The sequence below is a fragment of the Nocardia sp. NBC_01329 genome, from assembly GCF_035956715.1.
Classification (GTDB): Bacteria; Actinomycetota; Actinomycetes; order Mycobacteriales; family Mycobacteriaceae; genus Nocardia.
Genome location: NZ_CP108381.1, coordinates 2,859,679 through 2,883,978, shown reverse-complemented (window position 1 = coordinate 2,883,978; position 24,300 = coordinate 2,859,679). Strand labels below are relative to the sequence as shown.

Below are 24,300 nucleotides of genomic sequence, written 5' to 3'. Positions count from 1 at the left end.
TCGTCACCTCCTGTTCTGATTCCGGGATGAGGTGAACCGCTGGAGGATCCGGTGTACCCAGCCGATGGCGCCGCCGGGTGCGAGCAGGAGGATCACCAGCACCACCACGGCCAGCAGCAACTCACCCGAGCCCTGGTACCCGGGCATGTTCAGGGTGACACCGACAACGATCAACGCGCCGAGTGGAGCGCCCCACGCCGAGCCGCGGCCACCGATGATCGGCATGAAGATGGCGAGGAAGACCAGGTCCAGACCGAAGGTCTCCGGCGTCACCGCTTGGACGGACACGGTGAACAGAGCGCCGCCGGTGGAGGCGATCGCCGCGCCGACGGTGAGCGCCACCACGGTCAGGTGCGTCGGGGAGATGCCGGTGGACTGTACCGCCGGCGCGTTCTCCCGGGCGGCGGAAAGCGAGAGTCCCCAGGCCGATCGGCGTAGCCGGTCGATCATGACCGCGATCGCACAGACGAAACCGATGGCAGCCACCACCTGCGCGTAACGCGGCGGATCCCAGCCGAACAGCGACGGCACCGGAATACCGGAGATACCCGAGGCACCGCCGGTGATCGTGGTGGCGTCACCGAGCCAGTGCTCGAACGCGATGGCGAAGAGCAGAGTCACCGCGGCCAGGTAGAAACCCGATAGTTTCCTGGTCGCGATCGCGAGCACCAGGGCGACCGCGCCGGCGACGAGCATTCCGGCGAGCCAGCCCCACCACGGCGACAGGTTCTGCTTCACCGAAAGATAGGCCACCGCGTACGCGCCGATGGCGGCATAGGCGCTGTAGGCCATGGACAGTGAGCCCGCCAGTACGAAGGGCAGGTACATCCCCAAGGCCACCAATGCGTAGGTGGCGGCAAGGAAGACGAGGTCCTGGCGGTACAGGCTGGGGCCCATCCAGAGCAGCACCACGGCGACGACAGCGAGACATATTCCCAGCTCACCGAGCGCGGTTCGGGCCGCGGGCCTGGTGGTCGTGATCACGGCGGTGGTCATCACACACGCACCTTTCGCTGGAACAGGCCTTCGGGCCGGAAGGCGAAGAACACGAGGGCGACGAGGAATATCGCGACCGAGCTTCCGGTCGCGCCGAAGTAGAAGCTGCCGAACACCTGGACCCAGCCGAGCGCGAGCCCGCCGATCAGCGGCGCCCACGGTTTGCCGGTGCCGCCGACGACCAGGGCGAGGAATCCGGTCAGCGTCCAGGACAATCCGCTGGTGAACTGCGCGCCGGATTTGGCCGCGAAGACGATTCCCGCGATCCCGGCGACGGCCCCCGAGATACCGAACGCCCACAACCGGACCCGCGCGACGTTCACGCCGATCATGCGCGCGGCTTCGTGGTTGTCACCGACGGCCCGAAGCAGCTGACCCGTGCTGGTGGTCCGGAGCCAGACGACGGTGGCGAGGAGTACCACCACCGTGACCACGATGATGATGGCCGTCGTGCCCTGAACCGATACCGAGCTCACCCGGAAATCGGGCACCGGCACCAGGTTCGCGACCGAGACCGGGGTCCGGCCGAGGATCGTGCCCGCCAGCTGTTGGATGGCGAACAGTGTCGCGGTGACCGCGACCAGGGCGGGGAGTTCGGCACCTCCGGAACGCCGTTGCACCGGCCGGACCACGACGATCTCGGTCAGTAGTGATATCCCCACCGCCAGTGCGATTCCCAGTAGCGCGCCGAGCAGGATCGGCACCCCCCAGTGGGCGCCCGCGTACCCGGCGAGCAGAGCAGCGGCCATCGCGTACGGGCCCGCCGCGAAGTTGAAGAACGAGGCGCCCACCACGACCAGATAGATCGACAGGGCGACGAGGGCGAAGAAGCAGCCGATCTCGGCCGCGGCGAGCCACAACTGCGGATCACTCATCGACCGGCTCCTTTCGGGGTGCACTCCGGCTGGTACTGCGGCCAGGGGCCGGTGGGTACATTGCGCGCTCCGAACTCGATGAGCACCAGTCCGCAGGCCGAATCGGGGGCGATGTGATCGTCCGGCGCGAACGACAGCGTGAGCGGTGACTGGCCGAAACTCGCCGGCAGGCCACGGACCTGCTGCATCGCTTCGTTGAGGCGGTGCCGATCGGTATGGGTGCCCGCGAGTTCGATCGCCCGCGCGAGCAGCATCACCGAGTCGTAGGCTTGGGCGTCGTAGGCGGTCAGCGAGTAGTCGGGGCCTTTCACGGTGCGCAACCAGCTCTGCAGGGCCGCGGTGCGCGGATTGTCGTCGCTGAGACTGCCCATGTAGACGAGGCCGTCGAGGGAGCCGGGCGCGGCGAGTTTCCACGACTGGGGTTGATTGCCGATGGACGCCAGCGAGAACCGCTGGAGGCCGGGCGCCAATCTGTGCACGGTGTTCTGCGCGAGCAGTTCGAAATTCCCGCCGACGCTCGCGACCAGTACGACATCCGGATCGCTGTCGAGCAGCCGGCTGACCCCGGCGGTGAGATCGGCGGTGTCCACGGCGGCCTTCTGAGTGCCGACGACATCGACGCACTCGTTGAGCTTCGGCGAGAGCGTGGCGAGGATTCCGGCGATCGCCGGGCTGGAATCGGCTATCACGCCGAGCCGTTTCTTGCCCTGCGCCGCGAAGGCGCCGCAGTAGACGTCGGCGTATTGAGCCAGGGGATTGGGCACCATATACGCGAACTCGTTGCCCGGGGGACCGGCGACCGCGTCGGTCAGTGCGGTGGGTGCGATGGTGACGACCTCGGTGGATTGCGAGATCTGTTTGGCCTGAAGGGCCGATCCGCTACCGGTCGCGAGGATGACGGCGGCGGCGCCCTGGTCGACCAGTTTCCGGATGATCGAGGGGGTGTTCGTCGGACTGCTCTCGTCGTTCTCCACCACCAGCCGCACCGGTTTGCCGTCGATCCCGCCTTCGGCATTGAGCCGATCCACTGTGGCGCGGACCGTATCACCGGCGATCGTCGAATACGACGCTCCCGGACCGGTCGAATCTTCGTCCATACCGATGACGATGTAATCGTCCACCGGCTCGCGGACCTGGGCACATGCCGCCGGCATCAGAGCCGCGGCCAGTACCCAGGAAAGAACCCGGGCACGTCTCATGGGACCACCACCAATCAAGCGAACGCTTGGTTTCAACCAAGCGAATGCTCGATAGTGTGGCCTGCGCCACTGTGTCTGTCAATGGGTTGCCGCGACTCCGGCGCCGAGCTGCTGTGCGCCCGAGCGCCACGAATCCCGTTACGTCTCGTTGATCAGGGCATTCGACAGTTCTTCCAGCCGTCGCTCGATCCGGTCGAGCCGGTCGGCGATCGTCCGATCGGCGCTCCCCGGGCCTACGCCCCCGCGCAAGTCCGGCGCGGCGCCGCCGTCGACGAATGCCGCCACCACGGTGTCGGTCACCTCGTCCCGCCGCTCGGCGAGATGGTCCCGGTGGTAGCGGATCGACCACCACACGCTTTCGCGCAGCATTCGCGCGAACTCGACCGGATCCAGCCCGGCGCGTAGTTCACCACACGTACTCGCCCTGGTCGCGGCATCGATCCAGAAGGTGTGGGCCGCGCGGACCGCGTCCGCGATTTCCCCGGGCGCGCCGGGACCGTGATACGACTTCTCGTTCTGGTAGATCTCGGTCGCGTACGGGTGCGCCTCGGCGATCTCGATCGACGAATGGACCAGCGCGCGCAACTCTTCGCGCATCCCGTTGACATGGGGGAGCACCGATCGGTAGCGAGAGTTCAGATCGATCAGGAAATCGCTGAGTATGGCGAACGCGATCGCGTCCTTGGACGGAAAGTGGTGGTAGAGGCTGCCGGACAGCATGCCGACACCCTCGGCGATATCCCGGACACTGGTCCCCGCCACTCCGTTCTCGACGAAGAGTTGCGCGGCTACACTCTTGATCTGGTCTCGGCGGTTACCCACGTGCTAATGCATACCCTCGGCATCGACCGCTGTCGAGGAGTCGGGCACGCCCGTCCCTGTAACGACTCGGGGCGGGACGGCGACGACCACAGCGCGTCCCGGCTTGCGCCGGTGCGTCGTGCCGATTCTGTTCGGGCGCCGAGGGGTCGGCGCGGACGAACCGGTCGGCGATGTGCACGCTCCGAACGATGCTTCACCAGCCGCGGCGGACCGGAGATCCTTCCGGCAGGCTCCGCGGGACCTGTGATATCCGTGATGTCCGAAGGACATGACGGATCGACGATGGAGGGGCTCGATGAAACCGCAGTACGTGTATCGCTGGGTCAACAATCACGCGTTGATCCTCCTGTTCAAAAAAGCCGGGCTCCGGCGCGGTGATCTGTTCGCGCGGTTGAACTGCGGCGCTGAGGGAATCGAGAATCCGTACGCGCTGATCGAGGAGATGCGCGGCGACGGCGGGTTGCGGCGGACGCTTCCGGTGTGGACGGCCTTCGATCACGATTTGGTTCGGGACATTTTGCGCGACAACCGTTTCGGCGTCGGAATCCCGACCGTGTTCGGTACGCCGCCGCCCGTGCGACGGGCACTGGAACGCCGGCCCCTGCCGCCGAGCCCGGTGGACGCGCCGTCGATGCTGGTGATCGACCAGCCCGAGCACACTCGGATGCGTAAACCGGTCACCACCGCCTTCACCCCGCGCGCGGTCGCCCGGCTGCGCGACCGGATCGAGACCGTCACCGAAGAACTCCTCGCCGCGCTCCCCGACGACGGGCCCACCGATCTGGTGGCGCAATACGCCGCGCAGGTGCCCATCGCCATCATCTCCGAGATGCTCGGCTTTCCCGACACCGACCGTGAGATGTTCCTGCGCTGGGGCGATGACATCAGCCCGTTGCTGGACCTCGGAATCTCCTGGCGGACCCACCAGCGGGCGATGGAATCCTCCGAGCGGGTACACCGGTACCTCACCGAGCACATCGAACGCCTGCGCGTCGAACCGGGCGACGATGTCCTCAGTAGCCTGGTCACCGCGGGGGACCTCTCCACCCACGAACTGTGCGCGTCGGCGACGCTGCTGATGGCGGCGGGTTTCGAAACCACGGTCAACCTGATCGGCAAGGGTATCGTCTGGCTGCTCCGCCACCCCGACCAGCTGGACCGGCTGCGAGCCGAACCGGAACTCTGGCCGAACGCGGTGGAGGAGATCCTGCGAATCGACCCGCCGGTGCAATCCACCGCGCGCACCACGCGGACCGCGTTGGAGGTCGGCGGTGTCCGGCTGCGCGAGGGTTCGACCGTTGTGCTGTCACTGGCCGGCGCGAACCGCGACCCCGCCGTGTTCACCGACCCGTCCCGGTTCGACATCACCCGGGACAACGCCAAGAGCCACCTGTCCTTCAGCAGTGGAATCCACGTATGCCTGGGCGCGGGGTTGGCGCGGATGGAAGCCGCGCACGCGCTGCGCGGTCTGTTCGAGACGTTCCCGGATCTGCGGTTGACCGATCCGCCTGTGCGGCGGCCGCTGTTCACCCTGCACGGCTACGAACACCTTCCCGCGCATACGGGCCCGCGTGTCCGGAGCCATCAGCCCGCTGGTTGACCCACACCGGTGTCCTGTGCCCGGGGGTGGACTCGCTGAACGTGGGCAGCTCACCGATTTGCGTGGTCCGCGAAGCTCTGCCAGTCGATATGACGCAGGGTTCGTCTCCGGGTTCATGCGTCGTACGTGATGATCATGAAATCGTCGAGACCGACCTGCTTCTCGCCGCCGCGCGGTTCGAGATCGGTGAATTGTCGTAGCGATGTGAAAGTCGATACGCGGCCCGCGGTCAGAGCGTCGACGATCTATCCCATGCCGTGGTGTAATTCAGCCGCGTTTGTCGACGGGCTGAGCAAGCGGGCGTGCAGGTCGAAGCGACACGGTCAGTATCCGACGTATCCGGTATTGGCGTTGCTATCGGACAAGTTGACGATCCCGGGTACATTGCTCAGCGAACCGTACCGGTCTATGGCGTAGGCGGCGCCCGCGCAGATGTTGTCCACCGGATCCCAGATATCGTCGTGACCGGGCAGCTTGTGGGCATTGAAGGTCGGGTCGATCGTCTGCATCAGCCCCTTCGACGGTGTTCCTTTTTTCGCGTTGCTGTCCCACAGGTTGATCGCGTTCGGATTGTTGCTGGATTCCTTCTCGATCATCTTCGCGATGATGGCAGCGTCGGAGTCTTTGACGTCGTAGCCGTTCTGGCGGAGCACCTCGATCGCCTCAGCGATCCACTCCTTCACCTCACCGGGCGGGTCTACGGTCGGTACACCCGAGGTGCTGGTGACCGGGCCTCCGCCGTCACCAGCCGAAGCGTAAGCAGACGAGAATTCCGAAATGGTGTTCGACGAAGGCGCAAAATTGCCGTTTGTCCGATATGTGGGGGTATAGCTCGGCTCGTTGCCGGTGATCTTGCGTGCTGCGCCTGCCGCCTGGTCCGAGACTTCTTCTACCTCTTCGAACGTCGTTTTCAACGTTTCCCCGATCGCGGTGAACACGATGTCCTCCCACTCTTTGGGCAGTGTCTTCGTAACAACGCCTGTGTCCTCGTCGGTCGCTGTGATGACTGCCTCGCGAGCGGCGTCTATTTTCAGGTTGAGCTCGCCCACCGAGGTTTCGATGACATCGTAGGCAGCGTTGACCCTCGAGCTGACGTCGGAGGTTTCCACGAGTACGCCGTCGTCCTTGTCGCGGTAATCCGATTTGACCTTGTCGACCTCGGTCTTGTGCTTGTTGTATTTGTCGATCATCGTCCCCTGATCCTCGGGGTCGGTGATCCCCTGCTCGCGCAGCAGCTCGTACACATCGGGCACCTCGAACGGTTTCCCCGTCCCGAGTAATTCGACCTGGTCGTGGAGGACTCCCTCGGAGATGGCGAGCAGAGCTTTCAAATAGTCGGGCGCACAGGCCGGGAGCTCATGGAGATCGCCGATCCGCTTGGTCTCCTTGGGGCTCATTCGTGCCTCGCTCTCACCGGGGCAGACGACGTCGACACACGTCGATTATCTGATCTTCCCGAGTGTGGGAACGGATCTGTCCGTCCCTCAGGTGTTCCGCGATGGCCGGATTCGGTTCGAGGGGGTCGTTCGCATGTGGGTCAGAGCACGACGGGATGATCGGGAGCCACGCGCCCGCCCAGGTGGACCCAGCCGCCGGGGTCGTGCCGGGTGAACAGCTGTGAGCCCTGTCCCTGGATGATCTCGAGGTCGCGTTCGAGGCGCGCGGTGAGGGCCATGGCGCCGGCGCCGGTGGCCTCGTCCTCGGCGATGCCCATGGCGGGAGCGAACATCCGGGAACGTACCGTGCCGCGCGCCCGGTCGGTCCAGGCCCAGGCGTAATGCTGCCCGCTGTCGAAGTCGGCGGGGTGCAGCGTGCGGAGGAGTTCGAGGTCGTCGAATTCGTGGAAGGTGAAATCGGGTGCCCATTCGGCTCTGGCCCGTACCCAGGTGAGGCCGTCGGTCGCGGCTACGGCCACGGGACCGGCGGGGACCTCGATGGTTCGGACCGGGGTGCCCTGATCGGCGAGCCACCAGGCTGTTCCGACGGTGGGGTGGCCGGCGAAGGGGAGTTCGACGGCCGGTGTGTAGATGCGCATCCGGGCGATACCGCCCGCTGGGGGCTCGACGACGACCGTTTCGCTGTACCCGAGCCGCGCGGCCAGTGCTCGATGATCGATTCCCTCCACATCGCCTGCCCGGGCGATGCCGAGGGCGTTGCCCCACTGCCCGGCGGCGTCGGTGAAGACCCGCACAACCTCGACCTGCGTACCACCCTCCGCTTCAGCAGTCACGAGGCCGAGGCTACTCGGATGTGCCACTCGCCTCCGTGAGGCCGGGCCGCGGGCCCGACTGGGGCGCCGACGGTAGCCGCCCGGGCATCCGGCCGGAACGGCCACCGTCGGCCGGTTGTACCCGCCCACGTCATCGAGACGAGCGGAGCGGGACCGCTGTGCGGAGGACGGTGTTATCGACCCTGGTGTGAACGCTGCCGCAGTTCCTGCACGTCGGCTTCGGAGCGTGCCTTCTCGGCCTCGGCTTCCTTCTGCGCGACCTCACGCTGCGATTCGGCCTTGTCCTGCTGGGCGATACCTTCGTCCCGCAGGTCGTTGTTGCCGACCACGGTGCCCGCGACTTCCTTGGCTTTGCCCTTCACGCCCTCGACGGCGCCTTCCAGTCCTTCCCGGGGGCCAGTGCGATTCTCGGCCACGATATCTACCTCCGAAGGTCGGTTGTTCGGGTGGACACCGACCGCGTACCCCGCGTTCGCGACTTCAATCAGGCCTTCGCCACCGGCTTGAGTATGCCGTTGCGGCATCGTTTTTCATGGAGTGGAGCTCGAAAACCACATGGGAGGACGGGATGACCATGACGGAGCAGCGCTTCGACCGGACCGAGAGCGACGAGGCGATTCCGGCGCCGCCACCGGCCTCGCGGCCCGCTGCCGAGACTGCCGCCGGCGAGCAGAAGCCGACACTGCTCGACCAGATGGGCGGCCCGATGGGGTTCGTGTACTCGACCCTGCCGGTGGTGGTGTTCGTGGCGGCCGACGCGGTGTTGCCACTCTCGCCGACGATCGGGATCTCGCTCGCGGTCGGGGCGGCACTCACCGTGTTCCGGCTGGTGCGTGGGGAGCGGTTCTCCTCCGCGATCGGCGGGTTGCTGGGTATCGGAGTCGCCGTGGGCATCGTCGCGTGGACCGGGTCGGCGAAGGATTTCTTCGTGCTCGGGATCTGGATGGCCCTGGCGGGATTCGTCGTCACGTTCAGCTCGGTGCTGGCGCGGCGGCCGCTGACGGGTGTGGTCTGGAAACTCGTCCACGGCGGTGAGCGGGACTGGCGAGGCGACCCGATGACGCTACGCGCGCACGATATCGCCACCCTCGCCGTAGCGGCTGTGTTCGGCGCCCGGTTCGTCGTCAAGGAATGGCTGTACCTCGCCGACTCGACGACCTGGCTGGCGATCGCCAAGATCGCGATGGGAACACCGTTGACGGTGCTGGCCGCGCTCGTGGTGCTCTGGGCGTTCCGGCGGACCACCAAACGTCTGGCGATCTGACCCATTTCGCCCTGGCCGAGCGTGAGTGCGAATTCTCAGTCTTCCGCGCGTTCTTCGAGTACCCCGGCGAGCGCCGCGGCGATCAGGGAGACCGCCGGATCGGGGTCCGTGGCCAATCGACGCAGTTCCGCCAGCGCTATGGTGCCCGGCATCTCGGCCAGGGCCTGCGCCAGGCGTATCCGTACCGCGGGGTCGGCCGGATGCGCGGTGAGTTCACCGGCGAGTGCGTGCATGATCGGGGTCGCGAGCGTGGCGTCCACCGCCAGGCTGCCGAGGACCTCGGCGGCGTCCACGTCGTTCGCGCCTTCGACCACCATTCCGACGAGTACCGGAACCGCCGCGGTATCGCCACGCCCGCCGACGGCGAGGGCGGCATGCCGGCGCACCGCCGCGTCCGGGTTCTCGAGTGCTTCCGCCAGGACCGCATTCGCCTCGTCGCCGGATATCTCGGCGAGCGCCAGGACCGCGCGCTGCCGGATATCGCCGTTCGCCGAGGACAATCCGGCCGCCACTCGCGCGATACCGTCACCGCCCGCTCGCGCGAGGGCCCAGCGCAGGGCGCCGGCGACATTGGGATCGGATTCGGAGAGTACCGCTGCGGCCAGCATATCGGTGGACACCGGCATCTCCTCCGCGGAGGTCAGGACGGTTTGCTGGCGGCGCGCGGCGCTCGACGAGTTGAGCCCGTGCAGGAGCTCGACGATACGCAGCACATCCTGCCAGCCGGTCGGCGCGGAGTGCTCGACCGCCCGGAGCCGGTCGAGCAGCTCCTGCTCCCGCCGCAGCCGCTCCTCGGTCTGCCGGATGAGATCACCCACCAGCGCCGACGGGGTGAAGGCGGGATCCTGCAGGGCGCGGCCGACCTGTCGCAGCGACAACCCCAGCGACCGCAGGCTTTCCACGTGGAAGATCCGCCTGATGTCCTCGGTCGTGTACTGCCGGTAACCGCCCACGGTACGGCCGGTCGGCCGCACCAGCCCGAGGGAGTCGTAGTGCCGGAGCATCCGGGTACTCACCCCCGAGTGGCGCGCGACCTCACCGATCAGCACGCGGCGTCACCAGCGCGTTCCGGACCGAGCGCGACGATCCGTTTCGCCTCCTCGGCGCCCGGATCGAACGCGGCCTCCGGGTCGTGGAGCAGCCGTTCCGTAGCACGGGCATGCGCCCGCACCGCCGGATCGGCATCGGCCGCCGCGCTTCGCAGGACGGGTTCGATCACCTCGCCCAGCGCGACCAGGGCCCGGCTGAGGCTCAGTTGTACCGCGCGCTCACCGCGGCCGAGCCGGGTGGCCAGGTCCGCGGCCAGTCCGGCTTCCTGGCCTTCCGGGACGAGGACGACGGCGGCCCGCCACGCGCTCCGCGCGACCTCGTCGTCGGTGTCGTACAGCAACGAGCGGGTGATCGACGGCCATACTGCCTTGTCGCCGATCTTGGACAGTGTGTGCAACGCCTGGCTGCGCGCCTGCGCGCATTCCGATCGAAGTTCTTCGCGCAGCACGGGCACCGTGATCTCGGCCGGGAGCCGGGTCAACGCCCAGGTGAGCATGTCGCGCACGAAGAAGTCCGGCTCGATCGCGCACCGTGCCATGAGCGCGGTGATGAGGCCGGGGTCGGCGTTCGTGCCCGCTGCCAGAGCGGCCTGGAGCCGAACGGACGAGTTCGCGGCACCGAGCGCTTCGAGCAGGCGTGTTGTCGAGGAATCGGGTGATGTGTTGATGGGGACCACCTCCTGCACTCAGTGAAAACCTTGTCACAGTGTCAGGGTCAAATACGTGATGTGCGGTCGGCTCGCGCGGTGGTCACCGGCGGGGACCGGAGCCGTCGGCGAACCCGTCGGCGAACGGATCGGTGCGGCGGCGCAGGCGTCCGTACCTGCACCGTATCGATCTGCCGGATCATGTTGGGCGGCTTGACCGGATGGGGTATACCTGCGGTGTACCGATCTCGATGTCACAAGGAGAATTCGCCGTGCCCGACGGCCCTATCGAACTTCGCACCGATGTGGCGCACCCGGCCCGCATGTACGACTACTTTCTCGGCGGCAAGGATTCCTATGATGCCGACCGGGCCGCCGCGGAGCAGGCGCTACAGGATTTCCCGGCGGTCCGGCTGACCGCACGGACGAACCGTGAGTTCATGCGTCACGCCACGCGCTACCTCACCGAGCAGGGTGTCCGCCAGTTCCTCGATATCGGCACGGGCATCCCGACCGAGCCCAACCTGCACCAGGTCGCCCAGGGACTGGCGCCGGATTCGCGGGTGGTGTACGTGGACAACGACCCGATCGTGCTGGCGCACGCGCGGGCGCTACTGGTGAGTTCCGATCAGGGCCGTACCGCCTATATCCAGGCCGATGCCGGTGACCCCGAGGCCATTCTCGCCGCTCCGGAACTGCTGGCCACGCTGGATCTTTCGCAGCCCGTCGCGGTATCGCTCATGGCCCTGCTGCATTTCGTACCCGGCGATGTCTACGACATCGTGAACACCTTGATGGCGCCGTTGGCGCCGGGTTCCTATCTGGCGATGTCGCATGTCACGACGGAGTTCGACGACGGCCCCGACGATCCCGAAGGCATGGCTCGGTTGTTGCAGGTCTATGTGGACCGCGGGATTCCGGTGCGGCCGCGCACCCGCGCGGAGGTCGCGCGCTTTTTCGAACAGCTGGAACTGGTGGATCCCGGTGTCGAGGTGATCCACCGGTGGCGCAATGCCGGTATCGAGCATCCGAAGAGCCACGACAAGAAGGTATCGCTCTACGGCGCGGTGGGCCGGAAGACCGGATAGCCTCCACCGGATCCCGGCCCGCCACGGTCACCGGGCCCGCGCGCGGGCCAGGTTCCAGCTGTTCCACGTATCGCTGTCGAGTCGGTATTCGAGCTGGTCACGGAGATCGATGCGCAACGCGGCGGGCAGGCGATCGAGCGCGGGGACGATATCGGCCGACAGGCCGGCGAGGTAGTCGAGATCGATCTCCTCGCCGCGCTGCCAGCGGTCGATATTCTCCTGAGCGACCAGACCTTCGGGGTTCAGCGCGGACAGCGCCAGCAGAGCCGCCATGGCGGTCCCCACGGTGACCCGGGGTAGCCAGGCCAGTTCGAGGCGGAGTACGGCGACGATCACCAGGATGTACACGACACCGAGCCAGAGCTCACAGGTCCCGACCAGCAGGCGGAGGACGGTGAACCCGTACGCCTCCTGATAGGTCCACATCCGTCCGAGGGCGGAGGCGACCATCACCAGGGTGAGAACGCTCACGGCGCACAGCAGTCCACGCAACCACCGGCGGTCGGTCGCCGAATCCCGTGCGGCCCTGTGCAATACGAACAGGATGACGGCAAGCGTGAGCACAGTGACCGTCGACAGCTGCCAGAACCCGGTGCGCGCGTATTCGGCGTAGGTGAGGCCCGCGGTGCGCTGCACATAGCTGTCGCCACCGAACAGCGCCACCAATTGCGCGCCGACGAATACCGCGAATACCGCTACGAGCGCCCCGACCGGCAGGCCCCACTCCGACCGGGTCAGCGTCCGGGGCGGACTGCTCTTCCGTTCGCCGGCGCCGGTGGCGGCCCCGGCGAGCAGATAGACGGCGCTCAGACTTCCGATGCCCGCGATCAGGAATACGACGGCCCAGCGCGCCACGGTATCCCCGTCCATCCGTGGCATCAGCGCTTCGACCAGCGCGGCGAAAGTAGCATCGGCGCCGGCCAGCAGCGGTACGAACACCACCAGCAACCCCAGGGTGACGGCGACGGAGACACCGAGGCGCCGCCGGCGAACCCCGGAGCCGTTACGCAACTCTGTCTGCGCCGTGTAGACCCATGCGAGGGCGCCGAACGAAGCGAGCGGGACGGCCGCCGCGTCGCGGAACATCCCCCGGCCGGATCGCCGGCCCACCACCGCCAGCGATCCGGCTACCGCCGCCGCGGCGACACAGAGGACGAACAACCATCCGGCGGCTCGGAAGGTGCCGACCGACAGCAATGCCAGTGCCGCGAGCGCCCACCACAGCCGGTCCCGATCGACCGGCAGGGCGGACGCTTCCGGGTTCGAGGATCGGCCGGTCCGGCGACGGACCGCGATCACCGCGCCCGCCACGCCGGCTCCTGCCGCCAGCCAACCGATTCCGGGGCGATCGATGGGCACGGTCGCGGCCGCGACCAGTCCGGCTGTCGCCGCCGCGGTCAGCGCGCCCGCCGGGTAGGCCACCCGGTGTCGGCTGGGCGGCCGGGCGGGCGTCCGGATCCGGTTCTCCGCGGCCCCCGGACCATCGGGGACGCGCGGTCGCAGGCAGGGTCCGGGACTCTCGGCGGTCGCATCGGCTCCGGCGGAATCCGTCGTATCGGCTGCTCGCGCGGTATCCGCCGATTCCGCGGAGCTCGACGACACCGGTGTTTCCGCCGCCGGTTCGGTCGGTGGTGTTCTTTCGGCGGTGCCGTCCGGGGCGGATGATTCGGGCACAGCGGTCCTCCTGAGGGTGCGCGGTATCGCCCCGGAGCCGATCGGCGGCCGGGGTGGGGAAAGAGAAGGTCAGTGGGTGCGGGTCTCGGTGGCCGGCAGGGTCACGCGGATCCGTGAGCCGGGGTCGATGACCGCGATGCGACCGTGGTGCAGATCGATCACCCAGCGTGCGATGGCGAGACCGAGTCCGGTGCCGCCCCCGTCGGTGCTGCCGCCGCGGGTGAAACGATCGAAGATGCGCTCGCGTTCTGCGTGCGGGATACCTGGACCGTCGTCGTCGACATCGATGACGGCATCGCCGCCCACAGTTCGGGCGTGGAGGCGGACCTCACCGCCGGCCGGTCCGTGCCGGGCGGCGTTGTCCAGCAGATTCAGCAGAACCTGCTGCAGGCGGCCCCGGTCGGCGTACACGGTGGCAGTGCCGGGGTCGACCGTGCCGCGGAAGCGGATACCGCGGCCCAGACCCGCCGTTGTCACCTCGGCCTCGGCCACGACTTCCGCGAAAAGCGCGGTGATGCTCAGCTCTTCGCGTTCCAGGGGTACGGCGCCCGCTTCGATACTGGACAGGTCGAGGAGTTCGGCGACGAGACGGCCGAGCCGGTCGGTCTGGGCGAGCGCGGTTTCCAGTGTTTTCGGGTCGGGCTCGGAAACCCCGTCCACCAGGTTCTCCAGTACGGCGTGCAGCGCGGTGATCGGCGTGCGCAATTCATGGGAGACGTTGGCGATCAGGTCGCGGCGTTGCCGGTCGGCGGCGGCGAGGTCGGCGGCCATCCGGTTGAACGCCTCGGCCAGTTGCCCGACCTCGTCGCGCGAGGATGCGCGCACCCTGCTCGTGTAGTCGCCCTGCGCCATCCGCTGGGCCGCAGCGGTCATCTCACGTAACGGCATGGTGATGCCGTGTGCCAAGAATTGGGAGGACACCAGCGCGATCACCATGGCGGCCAGTGTGGTCATCGGCGGCAGCCAGCCGATCCGCAGCCGGAACCAGCCGAAGGCGAGCCCGCCCGCGAAGGTCATGAGCACGGCCAGCTTGAGTTTGACGGAACGAATCCGGTCCAGCGGACGCGGTAGCACCGCCGCCAGCCGATCCGCTGCCCGGCGAGCTCCGCGCACGAGCCCGGGCCCGTCGCGGTGGCCGGCCGCCGTGCGTGCGGCGATACCCTCACTCATCGAGCCTCCAGGGCATAACCCACCCCGTGGACGGTCCGGATCAGATCGGCGCCGAGTTTTCGGCGCAGCGCCTTGATATGGCTGTCGACCGCGCGGGTGCCCGCGGCATCGGCCCAGTCCCACACCTCCTCGAGGAGGCGTTCACGGGCGAGGACCGCCCGCGGCCGGCGGGCCAGCCGCGCGAGCAGGTCGAATTCCAGCGGCGTGAGCTGGGCCTCGGTACCGCCACGCCAGACGCGGCGCTGGTCGGCGTCGATACGCAGATCGCCGACCACGGTGATCATCGTGCCGTTGTGTGCCCCGGCGCGTTCGACCCGGCGCAGCAGGGCGTGCACCCGCGCGGTGAGGACCCGCAGCGAGAACGGTTTGGTCAGGTAGTCGTCGGCACCGACACCGAGCCCGACGAGCTGATCGGTTTCGTCGGTGCGGGCCGTGAGCATCAGCACGGGCACCGAACGTTCGGCCTGGATTCGCCGGCACACCTCCAGCCCGTCGTAGCCGGGCAGCATGACATCGAGTACGACGAGATCGGGATCGAACGTGGTCACCGCCGCAACTGCGGCGGGCCCGTCGTGGGCCGTGTCGACCGTGAACCCTTCGGCGCGCAGCCGTGCGGCCACCGATTCGGCGATGGTGGGCTCATCGTCCACGACCAGGATCCGCCGCGCCGTCGCTCCCCCTGCCGGTGCGTTCTCTTCCATGCTCGGGGAGCCTAGTCATCGCGTGTGGAGAGAACGGGCGCCAGTTGTGGAGATTTCGTGTGCTACCGGTGCGGTGCGCTCGGGCCGTCGACCCGGGACCGCGCTCGCCGCTGTTCGGTGAGCCTCCGGCCCACCTTCGTTCGCTACGGGCGGTGCGGGCCGGCGAGCCCGCTGGGCATCGACCACGGCTCCCAGCAGGACCGCGAAGTTGGTGACCCACAACCAGATGAGGAAAACGACCGCAGCGGCCAGTGACCCGTAAACCTTGTTGAAGGAGTCGAAATGCGAGGCATAGAACGACAGGCCCGCGGAACCGGCGAGCCATAGAATCACCGCCATCGAACTCCCCGCCGACGGCCAGCGGAACCGTTGCCCGGTCACATTCGGCGCCACCCGGTAGAGCAGCGACAGCGCGAAACTCACCACCAGGGCCAGCACGAACCATTCGAGGATCGCCCAGGCGCCGTGGACGAAGGGCAGGCCCGCGAAGAGGCCACCGAATCGCCCGGCCATCCCGTTGGTCACCACGAAGCCGATGCCGGTGGAGACCAGCATCAGGATCAGCAGTGCGCTGAACGACAACTGCAGAAGTATCGTTCTGGGTCTGGACCGGCTCTCGACGACGCCGTAGAGCGCGTTGGCGGCCCGGATGAACGCCCCGATATAGCCGGAGGCGGTCCACAATCCGGAAACCAGCCCGGCGATCGCGATGGGTGCCGACCAGGCCCGGACCTGCTGCAGGTGCCGTACCGAATCGGCGAGCAGGGTCCCACTGCCTTCCGGGCCCAGATGCCCTGCCGCGCCGGCCAGCGCACCGGTCGGCTCCGGCCCGGCCAGGCCGAGTACGGCGACGGTGAGCAGTAGGGCCGGAAACAGCGACAACATGCTGTAGTACGTCAGGGCTGCGGCCCAGTCGGACAGCTGGTCCGACCACGCCGCCCGCAGTGTGCGCACCGCGACCCGAGCCTCGGCGCGTCGCAGCACTCGTGCGCGCAACCTGCGAAAACGCCGTTTCACCCGGTAACACCTCCGGTTCTGTCGGCTACCCGCGTGGTGCGCGGCGCAAACGCGACCATCCCGATGGCCGGGCGTCGGGTGTGATTCACATATGCGAACCGCCGTCGACGCGGACCTCGGTTCCGGTGACGAAATAGGCATCCGATGAGCCGAGCATCGACACGACAGCAGCGACCGCGTCGGGCCCGGCGAACGGTGCGCCGCCCGGCAGGGGCAGGGCCGGTGCGGCCTTGGCGAACAGAGCGATATCCGCGTCGGCGGGCAACCCGGGGCCGATGCTCTGCCCGGATGCGCCGCTGCCGTCGGTCATCCCGGACGAAATGGATCCCGGTTGCACGGCATTGAACCGGATACCCTGCTTGCCGAACTCCATTGCCAGCGCGTGGGTCATCGCCTGGATACCGCCCTTGGAAGCGGCGTAGGCCGACATGTACGGATGCGCGAACGCCGCGGAGGTCGAGCTGAAATTCACCACCGCCGGGTCGTTTCCGGCCCGCAACGCCGCGATGGATTCGCGGGTGACCAGGAACGTGCCGACGAGGTTGATGCGCAGGATCTGCTCGAACTCCTGAACCGAGGTCTCCTCGAAATGGGCTGAGCGAAGGATTCCGGCGGCATTGACGAGGGTGTCGAGGCCACCGAGCAGCCGGACGGCGTCCGCGACTCCGGATCGGACGGAATCCTCATCGGAGATATCCATGATCGAGGTGGTCAGTCGTGCCCGGTCGGTGCCGGACCCGGCGAGGGTGTCCGCCAACCCGGTCTCGCTGATGTCCACGGCTGCCACCCGGCCGCCTTCTCGCAGTATGCGCAGCGTGGTGGCCTGGCCGATACCGGATCCGGCACCGGTGATGAGGACACGGCGGCCGTCGTAGCGCTGGGGATCGGTCATCGAGTGGGCTCCTGTCGGAAGTCGGAGGGCGAGGCATCGGCGCGCTGCCCGACTCCCGAGGATGCGGGTCGCAGTGGAGGAGCGACCGCACGATTCCGCTGAGTGGACGTTTCGGTCCGGTACCGGTATCCGCGCTCCGAGAATCACGGCATGATCGATGAACTCCCCACCGCGAACGAGGTAGTGGCGCTGCCCGAGACGATTCTCGGCACGGTCACCGCCGAGACACTCGCCGGCGGCGACCATATGAACATTCTGCAGTACCTGAAGTGGGGTTCCGCGGGTGCCGATGCGCTCGTGCGTGCGGTCGGGATCGACGACAGCTACCGCGCTGAGCGGCACATGGGGGTGTTCACCGCCGAGCACCACCTGGCGTATTACAGCGAGCTGCGCGAAGGCGACCGGTTCGCGGTGGGCGGCCGGATCCTCGAGCGGAGCACGAAAGCCGTCCACATGATGATGTTCCTGGCCGATACCGCGCGTGGGCGGCTCGCCAACACGTTGGAAATCCTGCTGGTCCATGTGGACCTGCGGCACCGTCGAGCAGTCGAGTTGCCCGCCGATATCGCTGCCGCGCTGGACGAGCACATCGGGTGTTCGCGCGCGCTGCCGTGGTCGGTTCCCGTCTGCGGTGCCATCCGAATCCGGCGGTGAGGAGCCCGGCGTCGGCTGGACATCACAGGGTGCGCGGCGGTGGTGGCCGAGTCGCTCGGTCGGCGCGATGGTCGCGGAACCGATCCGGCTCCGGCAGATGCAGGGCCAGCAGCGCGGTGTCGTCGGTGACACCGGAGCCGAGGGCATCGAGCAGTCCGGTGACCGAGTCGACGGTCCGGGTGGCCGATGCCGGGGCCAGGTCGCGAGCGAACGCCAGGAACGCCGACTCCCCGTAGAACCCCTCGGCGACGCGAGCTTCGGTGAGGCCGTCGGTGTACAGCAGGAGCGTGTCACCGGAGTCGAGGGTGAAGGTCACCGTGGCGACGGCGGCGTCCGGGAATACGCCGACCAGTTGCCCGCCGGGAGTGTGCAGGTAGTCGGCGGTGCCGTCGGCGCGCAGCAGCATGGCGAGCGGATGCCCACCCGAGGCCAAGGTGACCGTGGCGCGGCCGTCGGCGGAGCCTTCGTCGAAGGTGAACCGGCCGTAGAGCACGGTGCAGAAGCGGGGGTGCCCCCGGCGGTGGTCGCGCACCATGGTGGTGTTGAGGTGCTTCAGGACCGCGGCGGGGTCCGGGTCGTACACGGCGGCGGCGCGCAACGTGTATCGGACGAGAGAAGTGATCGTGGCCGCGACAGCGCCTTTGCCGCAGACGTCACCGAGAAAGAAACCCCAGGTTCCGGCCGAGATGGGAAACAGGTCGTAGAAGTCGCCGCCGACCTCGTCGGGGGAGGCGGCATGGTAGTGCGCGGCGACGTCGGCCCCCGGAACCGGTTCGAGCGCGGAGGGCAGCAGCGTGCGTTGCAGGGTCGCGTTCAACCGCTGGAGGCGTTCGCGTTCCCGGTCGGCCTCCCGGCGTGCGCGTAACAGCTCCGTCTCGTAGGCGCGGCGTTCCCGGGCATCGAACACGGTGGTACGGATCAGCAGCGGCTGTCCGTCCGCGCCGGTCTTCACCGTGGAGGTCACCAGGACCGGCAACCGGGAGCCGTCGACCGCGCGGAGTTCGAGCGCGATACCGCTGATCTTCCCCTGCATTCGCAGCAGTGGTGCGAAATGCGTTTCGTGGTACAGGCGACCGCCGACTGTCAGGAGATCGCTGAAGTGGCGGCGGCCGACCAGGTCTTCGCGCCGGTAACCGAGCCAGTGCAACAACGTCGTGTTGACCTTGGCGATCCGCCCGTCGAGCAAGGTGGACAGATAGCCGCAGGGGGCGTTCTCGTACAGGTCCTCGACGTCGTCCTCCAACAGGGCGGTGAACTCCGCGCGGTGCTCGGGATCATCCGGCTCGAGCTCGGAACGCTCCGGGTCCGGACCGTCCACGCGGCACATCATCATGGTAGGTCGGCCACGAAGTCGGCGATCGCGGCGGCAGTCTCCTCCGGAGCGGCCAGCTGCGGGCAGTGCCCGGTCGCGGCCAGGGTCACCAGCCGGCTACCGGGAATGCGGGAACGAACGAACTCGCCGACTTCGCGTGGCGCGATCGCGTCATTGGAACACTGTGCGACCAGCGTCGGGACCTGCACAGCCGAAAGATCGTCGCGGTTGTCGGACAGGAAGGTCACCCGCGCGAAGACCCGGGCGATCTCCGGATCGGTGCGGCAGAACGTGGCCTCCAGCTCCCGCGCCAGCTCAGGCTGCTGCGGATTGCCCATGATCACCGGTGCCATGGCCCCCGACCAGCCCAGATAGTTGGCATCCAGTGATTCGAGCAGCTCGTCGATATCGCCGGCACTGAAACCACCTCGGTACCCCGTCGCCGGGTCGTCGATGAATCGGGGACTCGGCGCCAGCAGTACCAGGCCACGGAAGAGCTCCGGCTCCGCGGCGGCGGCCAGCACGCCCATCATCGCTGCTACCGAGTGGCCGACCAGGACCACCGGACCCGGGCCGACCGTGCGGCATACCTGCCGGAGGTCCTCGGCGTAACCCTCCATGGTCGAATACCGGTCCGGGTCCCACGCCGCGAGGTCCGAACCTCCCGAGCCCACGTGATCGAACAGGACGACACCGAACTGTTCCGCCAGCAGTGGCGTCACCAGGCGCCACAGCCCCTGATCGCAGCCGAACCCATGCGCGAGCACCACTACGGGTGCGCCGGCGCGACCGGTCACCACCACGCGATTCCTGTTGAGCACATCGACCACGGACCCATCTTCGCAGAAGGACCGGCACCGGACCGTGCACGCCGGCATCCACCGACGTGGTCGATCCGGACGACCTCGCGGAAGAACTGCTTCGGCAATTGATATCGACGCCGTTTCGCGGTTCTGCCGAAGGATTATCCGGTTGCCGGTAGTTTCGAATAACTATCGTGTGTTGTTCGCCCAATGAGCGAAGCCGGTCATGATTCCGATTCCGCGGCAATATCGGAATACCGACGATCCGAATATGTACCGCAAGGGTTGATCGTCACAGTTCGATGATCGTTTTGCGGACGAGCGGAAGAATTGAATTTCGAACGGGTTCGGCCGGTAGTTCTGCTATCCGGTTCGTTACTCCGCGAGAAGAATTCCAACGATTCCGGCACATGGGCCGCCGGGAGCTCGGGCGCCACCGTACACGGCCGTCGGGAGGCGGTCTCCGAATCGGGAAACGACTGTTGCCCGGGCCGGCCCCTCGTGTCGAATGGTCGTGGCCACCGAAAGGCGCGGCCGTGCGATATAGAAGAGTTAGATCAATCAGCGCTGCCGGATTCGAGAGAATGGTTCCTGACTATATTGATCCGGGGTGCTAATCTGCAAAAGCGGGGCTTCCGTAGAAAGGGGAGTCCCACCCGAACGAGAGCCCTGTCGGTACCGGAGTTCGGGGATTCGTCGATCGCATCCTGTGGTTCCGAGGGCTCGGTCGTTTTGCGGTTTTTCCGGAAAGCAATCCGAATATCGAAATCGGAGGAAGAGGGAAACATCATGAGTGCGATAATCGGTCTCGGCTCCGCAGCTGCGGGGGCTACCGTCAGTGTGCTGTGGGCGTTGGGCGCCCTGATCTTCTGAGAGCGGGTGGCCGGTATCGCCCGGAAGGCAGGTCCACCGCTCACATGTCCGTCCCCCCCACCGCCGGTCCCATGACGCCGGGGCCGGCCCGGGATCTTCCCAGCCGGGAGAGTCGTGATGGTTCGCGCGTCGAACCGCGACGTTACAAACTTGTTCCATGTCAGTGTGCGTCATACCGTTGATGCGGGCCGAACCGGTACACGGTGCGGCCCGCCTGCTGTGACGGTATCCGGGGACGCCGGTGAGCCAGAGCCCGAAGGTGGACGCGGCCGAATTACGCGCATTGGTATCGACACTGGAAACGCTGATCGCCGAGGCCTCCCGGGTCACCGGGGAGCTGAAGGCCGTCCTGGCCACCGCCGAGCAGATCGAGGCCCGCAGCGTCGTCGCCTCGACCACCGACCGGACCGGTGCCGCTGCCCGCGGCACATCGGACCAGGATCGCGGTGGCAACGGCGAACAGACACTGGGCGGATCGCAGGTCGTGCGCAGACCGGCTGCGAGCCCGTGGGCGCGGAAACGGGCGAACGCGGCCGCGCCGGGGCGGTCCGGAGCGTCCGAGATACCTGCCGCCGCGCTTCCTTCCTCCACGAAGGGAGTCGATGTCCGGCGCACAGCGGTCCGGCGCACAGCGCCGCCCCCGGCCTCGGTGCCCGGGTCAGCGCCGTCGGTCGCCGCGGCGGCACCTGAGCGCGATGCCGCCGCGGCGGTGCCACCCGTGGTCGCGGCACTGCCCGATTCGCCGTCGTTCGAGATCGTGGGCGCGGCGGGTGGGGCGCTGTACGGAACCGCCCCGATCGATCCGTTACCCGGACCGCTGCCGCGAATGACCGCCGAGCCGGCCGCTCCGTCGCGTGAGACCCGGCCCGCGCCGAAGTTATTCGGGACCGACGCGGCGCCGTGGACCGCCGATGGCGACGGACCGGCCGAATCCACGCCGTCGGAGCGCAGCGTTCCGCTGCCCGAGTCCCTGTTCGCCGCAGTGGCGCACTTCGCGACCACGGCACCGCCGGATCGGAGTCGGCGCCGAGCCGAGGACCGCGCGAATACGACCGCACCACCGGTCGATACCCCCGGCTCGGTGCGAGGACCCGCCGACCGGTCGGCGGGGCCGGCATTGTCCGGGCAGGGCGGCCGGATCCCCGGTGCGTCGCCCGAGACGGCATCGGTCGCCGCGCAGTACGAAACGGCCCGGCCGCCCAGCCCGGTGCCGCCGTTCGGCGAATCCCCGGCGGAACTATCGCTGCCGGTGGAAATGGGTGTGTCGCCGGGACCCGATACCGCCGGGCCGCGGATCTCGGCGGGTCCGCCCGGAGTCGAACCGGCACCGCGGTCGCCGGCGCCGCTGCAGCTGGTAGGCGAACCGCACACCGCAGAATCGTCCGAAGTGCCGGAAATGCCGGCCGCCCGGCCGGATCCGGTGCCGACCCCCGAATTGCCGACCGTGTTACCGATGGCCCGGCGGGCCGGGGATTCCGAGGCGATCCGTCTCGTACGGGATATGGCCCGCAGGCACGGCCTGGAAAATCGCGGCTTCGAGACGGCCGAGCTCGATACCGGTATCGTCCGCGAGATCGAGGCCGCCCTGGACGACCTGCTCGGGAAGTACACCGTCCCGCTCTACGGCATCGAAGTGGCCGAACAACGCGAGGACACGATTCGCCGCGAGCGCAAGAAGGCCCCCGGTCCGGGGCCGGTCGACGCTCTGCAGGTGTGGATCACGCTGGAGCGGGCGGAGTTGACCGGCCCCGGTGCCACCGGGGCCGGTCAGACCAGAAGACTCTTCCGCCGGGCCGGTAGCGCCGACCGTCCGGTGTACGCGGCGGTGGCCCGTGCTTTCGCCGCCGCTCTCGACGAGGCGGGCGGCTACCGCGCACGGCAGGATGCCTGGCGAATCCTGATGGCCGGCTCACTGAGCGGAGGCCCGGATATCGCGGGCGGCCTCTTGGACCCTCGCCGGGCGCTGATCGAAGGTTTCACCGACTTCGAGTTGCGGGGGAAACGCGCGGGCGAGCCGGCGATCACGCTGCACGGGGCCCTGCTCAAGATGGCTCAGGCCAAACCCGAGGAGACCTCGGCCTGATCTGCGCGCGAGTAGGCATTCCGCAGTCCGAGATTGTCGCGCAGGGTACTTCCGGTGTACTCGGCCCGCAGTATCCCACGGTCCTGCAACAGCGGAACGACCTTGTCGACGAATTCGTCCAGCCCCCACGGCACGAGATGGGATCCGAGGATGAAACCGTCCGAGCCGTTGTCCTGGACGAATGTATCGATCTGTTCGGCGACCCGGGCCGGGGTTCCGACCAGCGGGCCACGTTCGAACTGATCGATCACGACTTCACGCAGCGTGAGTTTCTTCGCTTCGGCTACTTCGCGCAGGCGCCGTACGGTGGCGAAGCGGTCCTGGTGCAGGAACGCGCGACCCTGAATGATCGGCGCGGCATCGGGATCGGGATCGATATCGGGTACCGGGCCCTCCGGATCGTAACCGGACAGGTCGCGATTCCAGATCTGCTCGAGCAGGATCAGCGCGGTCTGCCCGGTGACCTGTTCGTTGCGGACGGTGTGGTACTTCTCCAGCGCCTCGGCCTCGGTGTCACCGAGGACGAAACTCGCCGAGGGCAGAATCTTGATATCTTCGGCCGCCCGGCCCGCGGCCACCGCGCGCGCCTTGATATCGCGGTAGAACTCCGCGGCCTCCGGCAGACCGCCGTAGGGGGAGAAGATCGCATCGGCGTTGGCGGCTGCGAAATCGCGGCCCTGCGGCGAGACGCCGGCCTGCAGAATCACCGGTCTGCCCTGCGGGCTGCGCGGTACCGTGAACCGACCGGAGATATCGAATTGCGCGCCGTGGAAGGCGAAGGCGCCGGCTTCCGGGCGGGCGAGGAACCGGCCCGACTCCTTGTCCGCCACCAGATCGTCGGCTTCCCACGAATCCCACAGCGCGCGTACCGCGTTCAATGTCTCCTCGGCGCGCACATACCGGTGGGCCGGGTCGAGGAATCCGCCGCGCCGGAAGTTTCCGCCGGTGAACGCGTCGAAGGAGGTCACCACATTCCAGGCGGCACGCCCGCCGGAGAGGTGATCGAGACTGGCGAACCGGCGGGCGAGCTCGTAGGGCTCGTTGAAGGTCGCGTTGATCGTGCCCGCCAGGCCGAGATTTTCGGTGACCGCGGCCAACGAGGCCAGCACTGTGAAGGTGTCGGGACGGCCGATGATGTCCTGATCGAAGATCTCGCCCGCGCGTTCGCGGAGCGCGAGTCCCTCGGCGAGGAAGAAGAAATCGAATCTGCCCCGCTCTGCCGTGCGGGCGGTGTGTTCGAAACTGCCGAAATCGATCTGGCTACCGGCATCCGGATGCCACCATGCGGTGTGGTGGTTGACGCCGCCGAGATAGGCGCCGAGGATGACCTGCTTACGGGGAGTGCTCATGG

General features: G+C 67.7%; 22 protein-coding genes. 5 read left to right on the top strand and 17 right to left on the bottom strand.

Annotation, left to right across the window (positions count from 1 at the left end; all coding sequences use genetic code 11):
• Positions 1–3 precede the first annotated feature (3 nt).
• From OG405_RS13000 to OG405_RS12985, 4 genes are all read right to left on the bottom strand, one after another.
• Positions 4–996, bottom strand: coding sequence for a branched-chain amino acid ABC transporter permease (locus OG405_RS13000; protein WP_327151889.1), 993 nt, complete (start codon positions 994–996; stop codon positions 4–6).
• Positions 996–1,871 (bottom strand): branched-chain amino acid ABC transporter permease, encoded by an 876-nt coding sequence (locus OG405_RS12995; RefSeq protein WP_327151888.1) that lies wholly within the window; start codon positions 1,869–1,871, stop codon positions 996–998. The genes OG405_RS13000 and OG405_RS12995 overlap by 1 nt, the downstream gene beginning before the upstream one ends.
• Positions 1,868–3,070, bottom strand: coding sequence for an ABC transporter substrate-binding protein (locus OG405_RS12990; RefSeq protein ID WP_327151887.1), 1,203 nt, complete (start codon positions 3,068–3,070; stop codon positions 1,868–1,870). Before OG405_RS12990 ends, OG405_RS12995 begins: the two co-directional genes overlap by 4 nt.
• A 138-nt stretch (positions 3,071–3,208) precedes the next feature.
• On the bottom strand, positions 3,209–3,892 hold the full coding sequence (locus OG405_RS12985; RefSeq protein ID WP_327151886.1) for a TetR/AcrR family transcriptional regulator: 684 nt from the start codon (positions 3,890–3,892) through the stop codon (positions 3,209–3,211).
• A gap of 295 nt (positions 3,893–4,187) precedes the next feature.
• Between OG405_RS12985 and OG405_RS12980 the strand changes: the two genes are divergently transcribed.
• On the top strand, positions 4,188–5,492 hold the full coding sequence (locus OG405_RS12980; RefSeq protein WP_327151885.1) for a cytochrome P450: 1,305 nt from the start codon (positions 4,188–4,190) through the stop codon (positions 5,490–5,492).
• Positions 5,493–5,815: 323 nt separating this feature from the next.
• Here the strand turns inward: OG405_RS12980 and OG405_RS12975 are convergent, their stop codons facing one another.
• The 3 genes from OG405_RS12975 to mbp1 form a co-directional block, all read right to left on the bottom strand.
• Positions 5,816–6,889 (bottom strand): transglycosylase SLT domain-containing protein, encoded by a 1,074-nt coding sequence (locus OG405_RS12975; RefSeq protein WP_327151884.1) that lies wholly within the window; start codon positions 6,887–6,889, stop codon positions 5,816–5,818.
• A gap of 140 nt (positions 6,890–7,029) precedes the next feature.
• Positions 7,030–7,722 (bottom strand): PhzF family phenazine biosynthesis protein, encoded by a 693-nt coding sequence (locus tag OG405_RS12970; protein WP_327151883.1) that lies wholly within the window; start codon positions 7,720–7,722, stop codon positions 7,030–7,032.
• Between the two features lie 173 nt (positions 7,723–7,895).
• Entirely contained in the window at positions 7,896–8,138 is a 243-nt protein-coding gene (mbp1, locus tag OG405_RS12965; protein ID WP_327151882.1) for a microaggregate-binding protein 1, read from the bottom strand.
• A 152-nt stretch (positions 8,139–8,290) separates the two neighbouring features.
• Between mbp1 and OG405_RS12960 the strand changes: the two genes are divergently transcribed.
• Positions 8,291–8,986 (top strand): DUF3159 domain-containing protein, encoded by a 696-nt coding sequence (locus tag OG405_RS12960; protein WP_327151881.1) that lies wholly within the window; start codon positions 8,291–8,293, stop codon positions 8,984–8,986.
• A 35-nt stretch (positions 8,987–9,021) separates the two neighbouring features.
• Here the strand turns inward: OG405_RS12960 and OG405_RS12955 are convergent, their stop codons facing one another.
• Positions 9,022–10,035, bottom strand: coding sequence for a HEAT repeat domain-containing protein (locus tag OG405_RS12955; RefSeq protein WP_327151880.1), 1,014 nt, complete (start codon positions 10,033–10,035; stop codon positions 9,022–9,024).
• Complete coding sequence (locus OG405_RS12950) at positions 10,029–10,712, bottom strand: HEAT repeat domain-containing protein (RefSeq protein ID WP_442790754.1); 684 nt, start codon at positions 10,710–10,712, stop codon at positions 10,029–10,031. Before OG405_RS12950 ends, OG405_RS12955 begins: the two co-directional genes overlap by 7 nt.
• Positions 10,713–10,954: 242 nt before the next feature.
• Between OG405_RS12950 and OG405_RS12945 the strand changes: the two genes are divergently transcribed.
• Positions 10,955–11,770 (top strand): SAM-dependent methyltransferase, encoded by an 816-nt coding sequence (locus tag OG405_RS12945; RefSeq protein WP_327151878.1) that lies wholly within the window; start codon positions 10,955–10,957, stop codon positions 11,768–11,770.
• 27 nt (positions 11,771–11,797) lie between these two features.
• Here the strand turns inward: OG405_RS12945 and OG405_RS12940 are convergent, their stop codons facing one another.
• The 5 genes from OG405_RS12940 to OG405_RS12920 all read right to left on the bottom strand — a co-directional run bounded on the left by OG405_RS12940 (position 11,798) and on the right by OG405_RS12920 (position 17,224).
• Positions 11,798–13,444, bottom strand: a complete 1,647-nt coding sequence (locus OG405_RS12940) for a DUF4153 domain-containing protein (RefSeq protein WP_327151877.1) — start codon at positions 13,442–13,444, stop codon at positions 11,798–11,800.
• Between the two features lie 69 nt (positions 13,445–13,513).
• Positions 13,514–14,614 (bottom strand): HAMP domain-containing sensor histidine kinase, encoded by a 1,101-nt coding sequence (locus OG405_RS12935; protein ID WP_327151876.1) that lies wholly within the window; start codon positions 14,612–14,614, stop codon positions 13,514–13,516.
• Positions 14,611–15,315, bottom strand: coding sequence for a response regulator transcription factor (locus OG405_RS12930; RefSeq protein ID WP_327151875.1), 705 nt, complete (start codon positions 15,313–15,315; stop codon positions 14,611–14,613). Before OG405_RS12930 ends, OG405_RS12935 begins: the two co-directional genes overlap by 4 nt.
• A gap of 15 nt (positions 15,316–15,330) precedes the next feature.
• Positions 15,331–16,332 carry a YihY/virulence factor BrkB family protein gene (locus OG405_RS12925; RefSeq protein ID WP_327151874.1) on the bottom strand — a complete coding sequence of 334 codons (1,002 nt, stop codon included), beginning with the start codon at positions 16,330–16,332 and terminating at the stop codon, positions 15,331–15,333.
• Between the two features lie 85 nt (positions 16,333–16,417).
• Entirely contained in the window at positions 16,418–17,224 is an 807-nt protein-coding gene (locus tag OG405_RS12920) for an SDR family NAD(P)-dependent oxidoreductase (protein WP_327151873.1), read from the bottom strand.
• Between the two features lie 150 nt (positions 17,225–17,374).
• On the opposite strand from OG405_RS12920, the gene OG405_RS12915 reads away from it, so the two are divergent.
• Positions 17,375–17,878 carry a thioesterase family protein gene (locus tag OG405_RS12915; protein WP_327151872.1) on the top strand — a complete coding sequence of 168 codons (504 nt, stop codon included), beginning with the start codon at positions 17,375–17,377 and terminating at the stop codon, positions 17,876–17,878.
• 22 nt (positions 17,879–17,900) lie between these two features.
• On the opposite strand, the gene OG405_RS12910 is transcribed toward OG405_RS12915, so the two are convergent.
• Together OG405_RS12910 and OG405_RS12905 are read right to left on the bottom strand one after the other, a co-directional pair.
• The gene (locus OG405_RS12910; RefSeq protein ID WP_442790705.1) at positions 17,901–19,196 is read right to left on the bottom strand and encodes a PP2C family protein-serine/threonine phosphatase; all 1,296 of its coding nucleotides are present in this window, start codon (positions 19,194–19,196) and stop codon (positions 17,901–17,903) included.
• A gap of 11 nt (positions 19,197–19,207) precedes the next feature.
• Positions 19,208–20,020 (bottom strand): alpha/beta fold hydrolase, encoded by an 813-nt coding sequence (locus OG405_RS12905; protein ID WP_327151871.1) that lies wholly within the window; start codon positions 20,018–20,020, stop codon positions 19,208–19,210.
• A 1,087-nt stretch (positions 20,021–21,107) separates the two neighbouring features.
• Here OG405_RS12905 and OG405_RS12900 point away from each other — a divergent pair.
• The gene (locus OG405_RS12900) at positions 21,108–22,949 is read left to right on the top strand and encodes a hypothetical protein (RefSeq protein ID WP_327151870.1); all 1,842 of its coding nucleotides are present in this window, start codon (positions 21,108–21,110) and stop codon (positions 22,947–22,949) included.
• Here OG405_RS12900 and OG405_RS12895 read toward each other — a convergent pair.
• Complete coding sequence (locus tag OG405_RS12895) at positions 22,919–24,298, bottom strand: NtaA/DmoA family FMN-dependent monooxygenase (RefSeq protein ID WP_327151869.1); 1,380 nt, start codon at positions 24,296–24,298, stop codon at positions 22,919–22,921. The genes OG405_RS12900 and OG405_RS12895 overlap by 31 nt on opposite strands.
• Positions 24,299–24,300 lie beyond the last annotated feature (2 nt).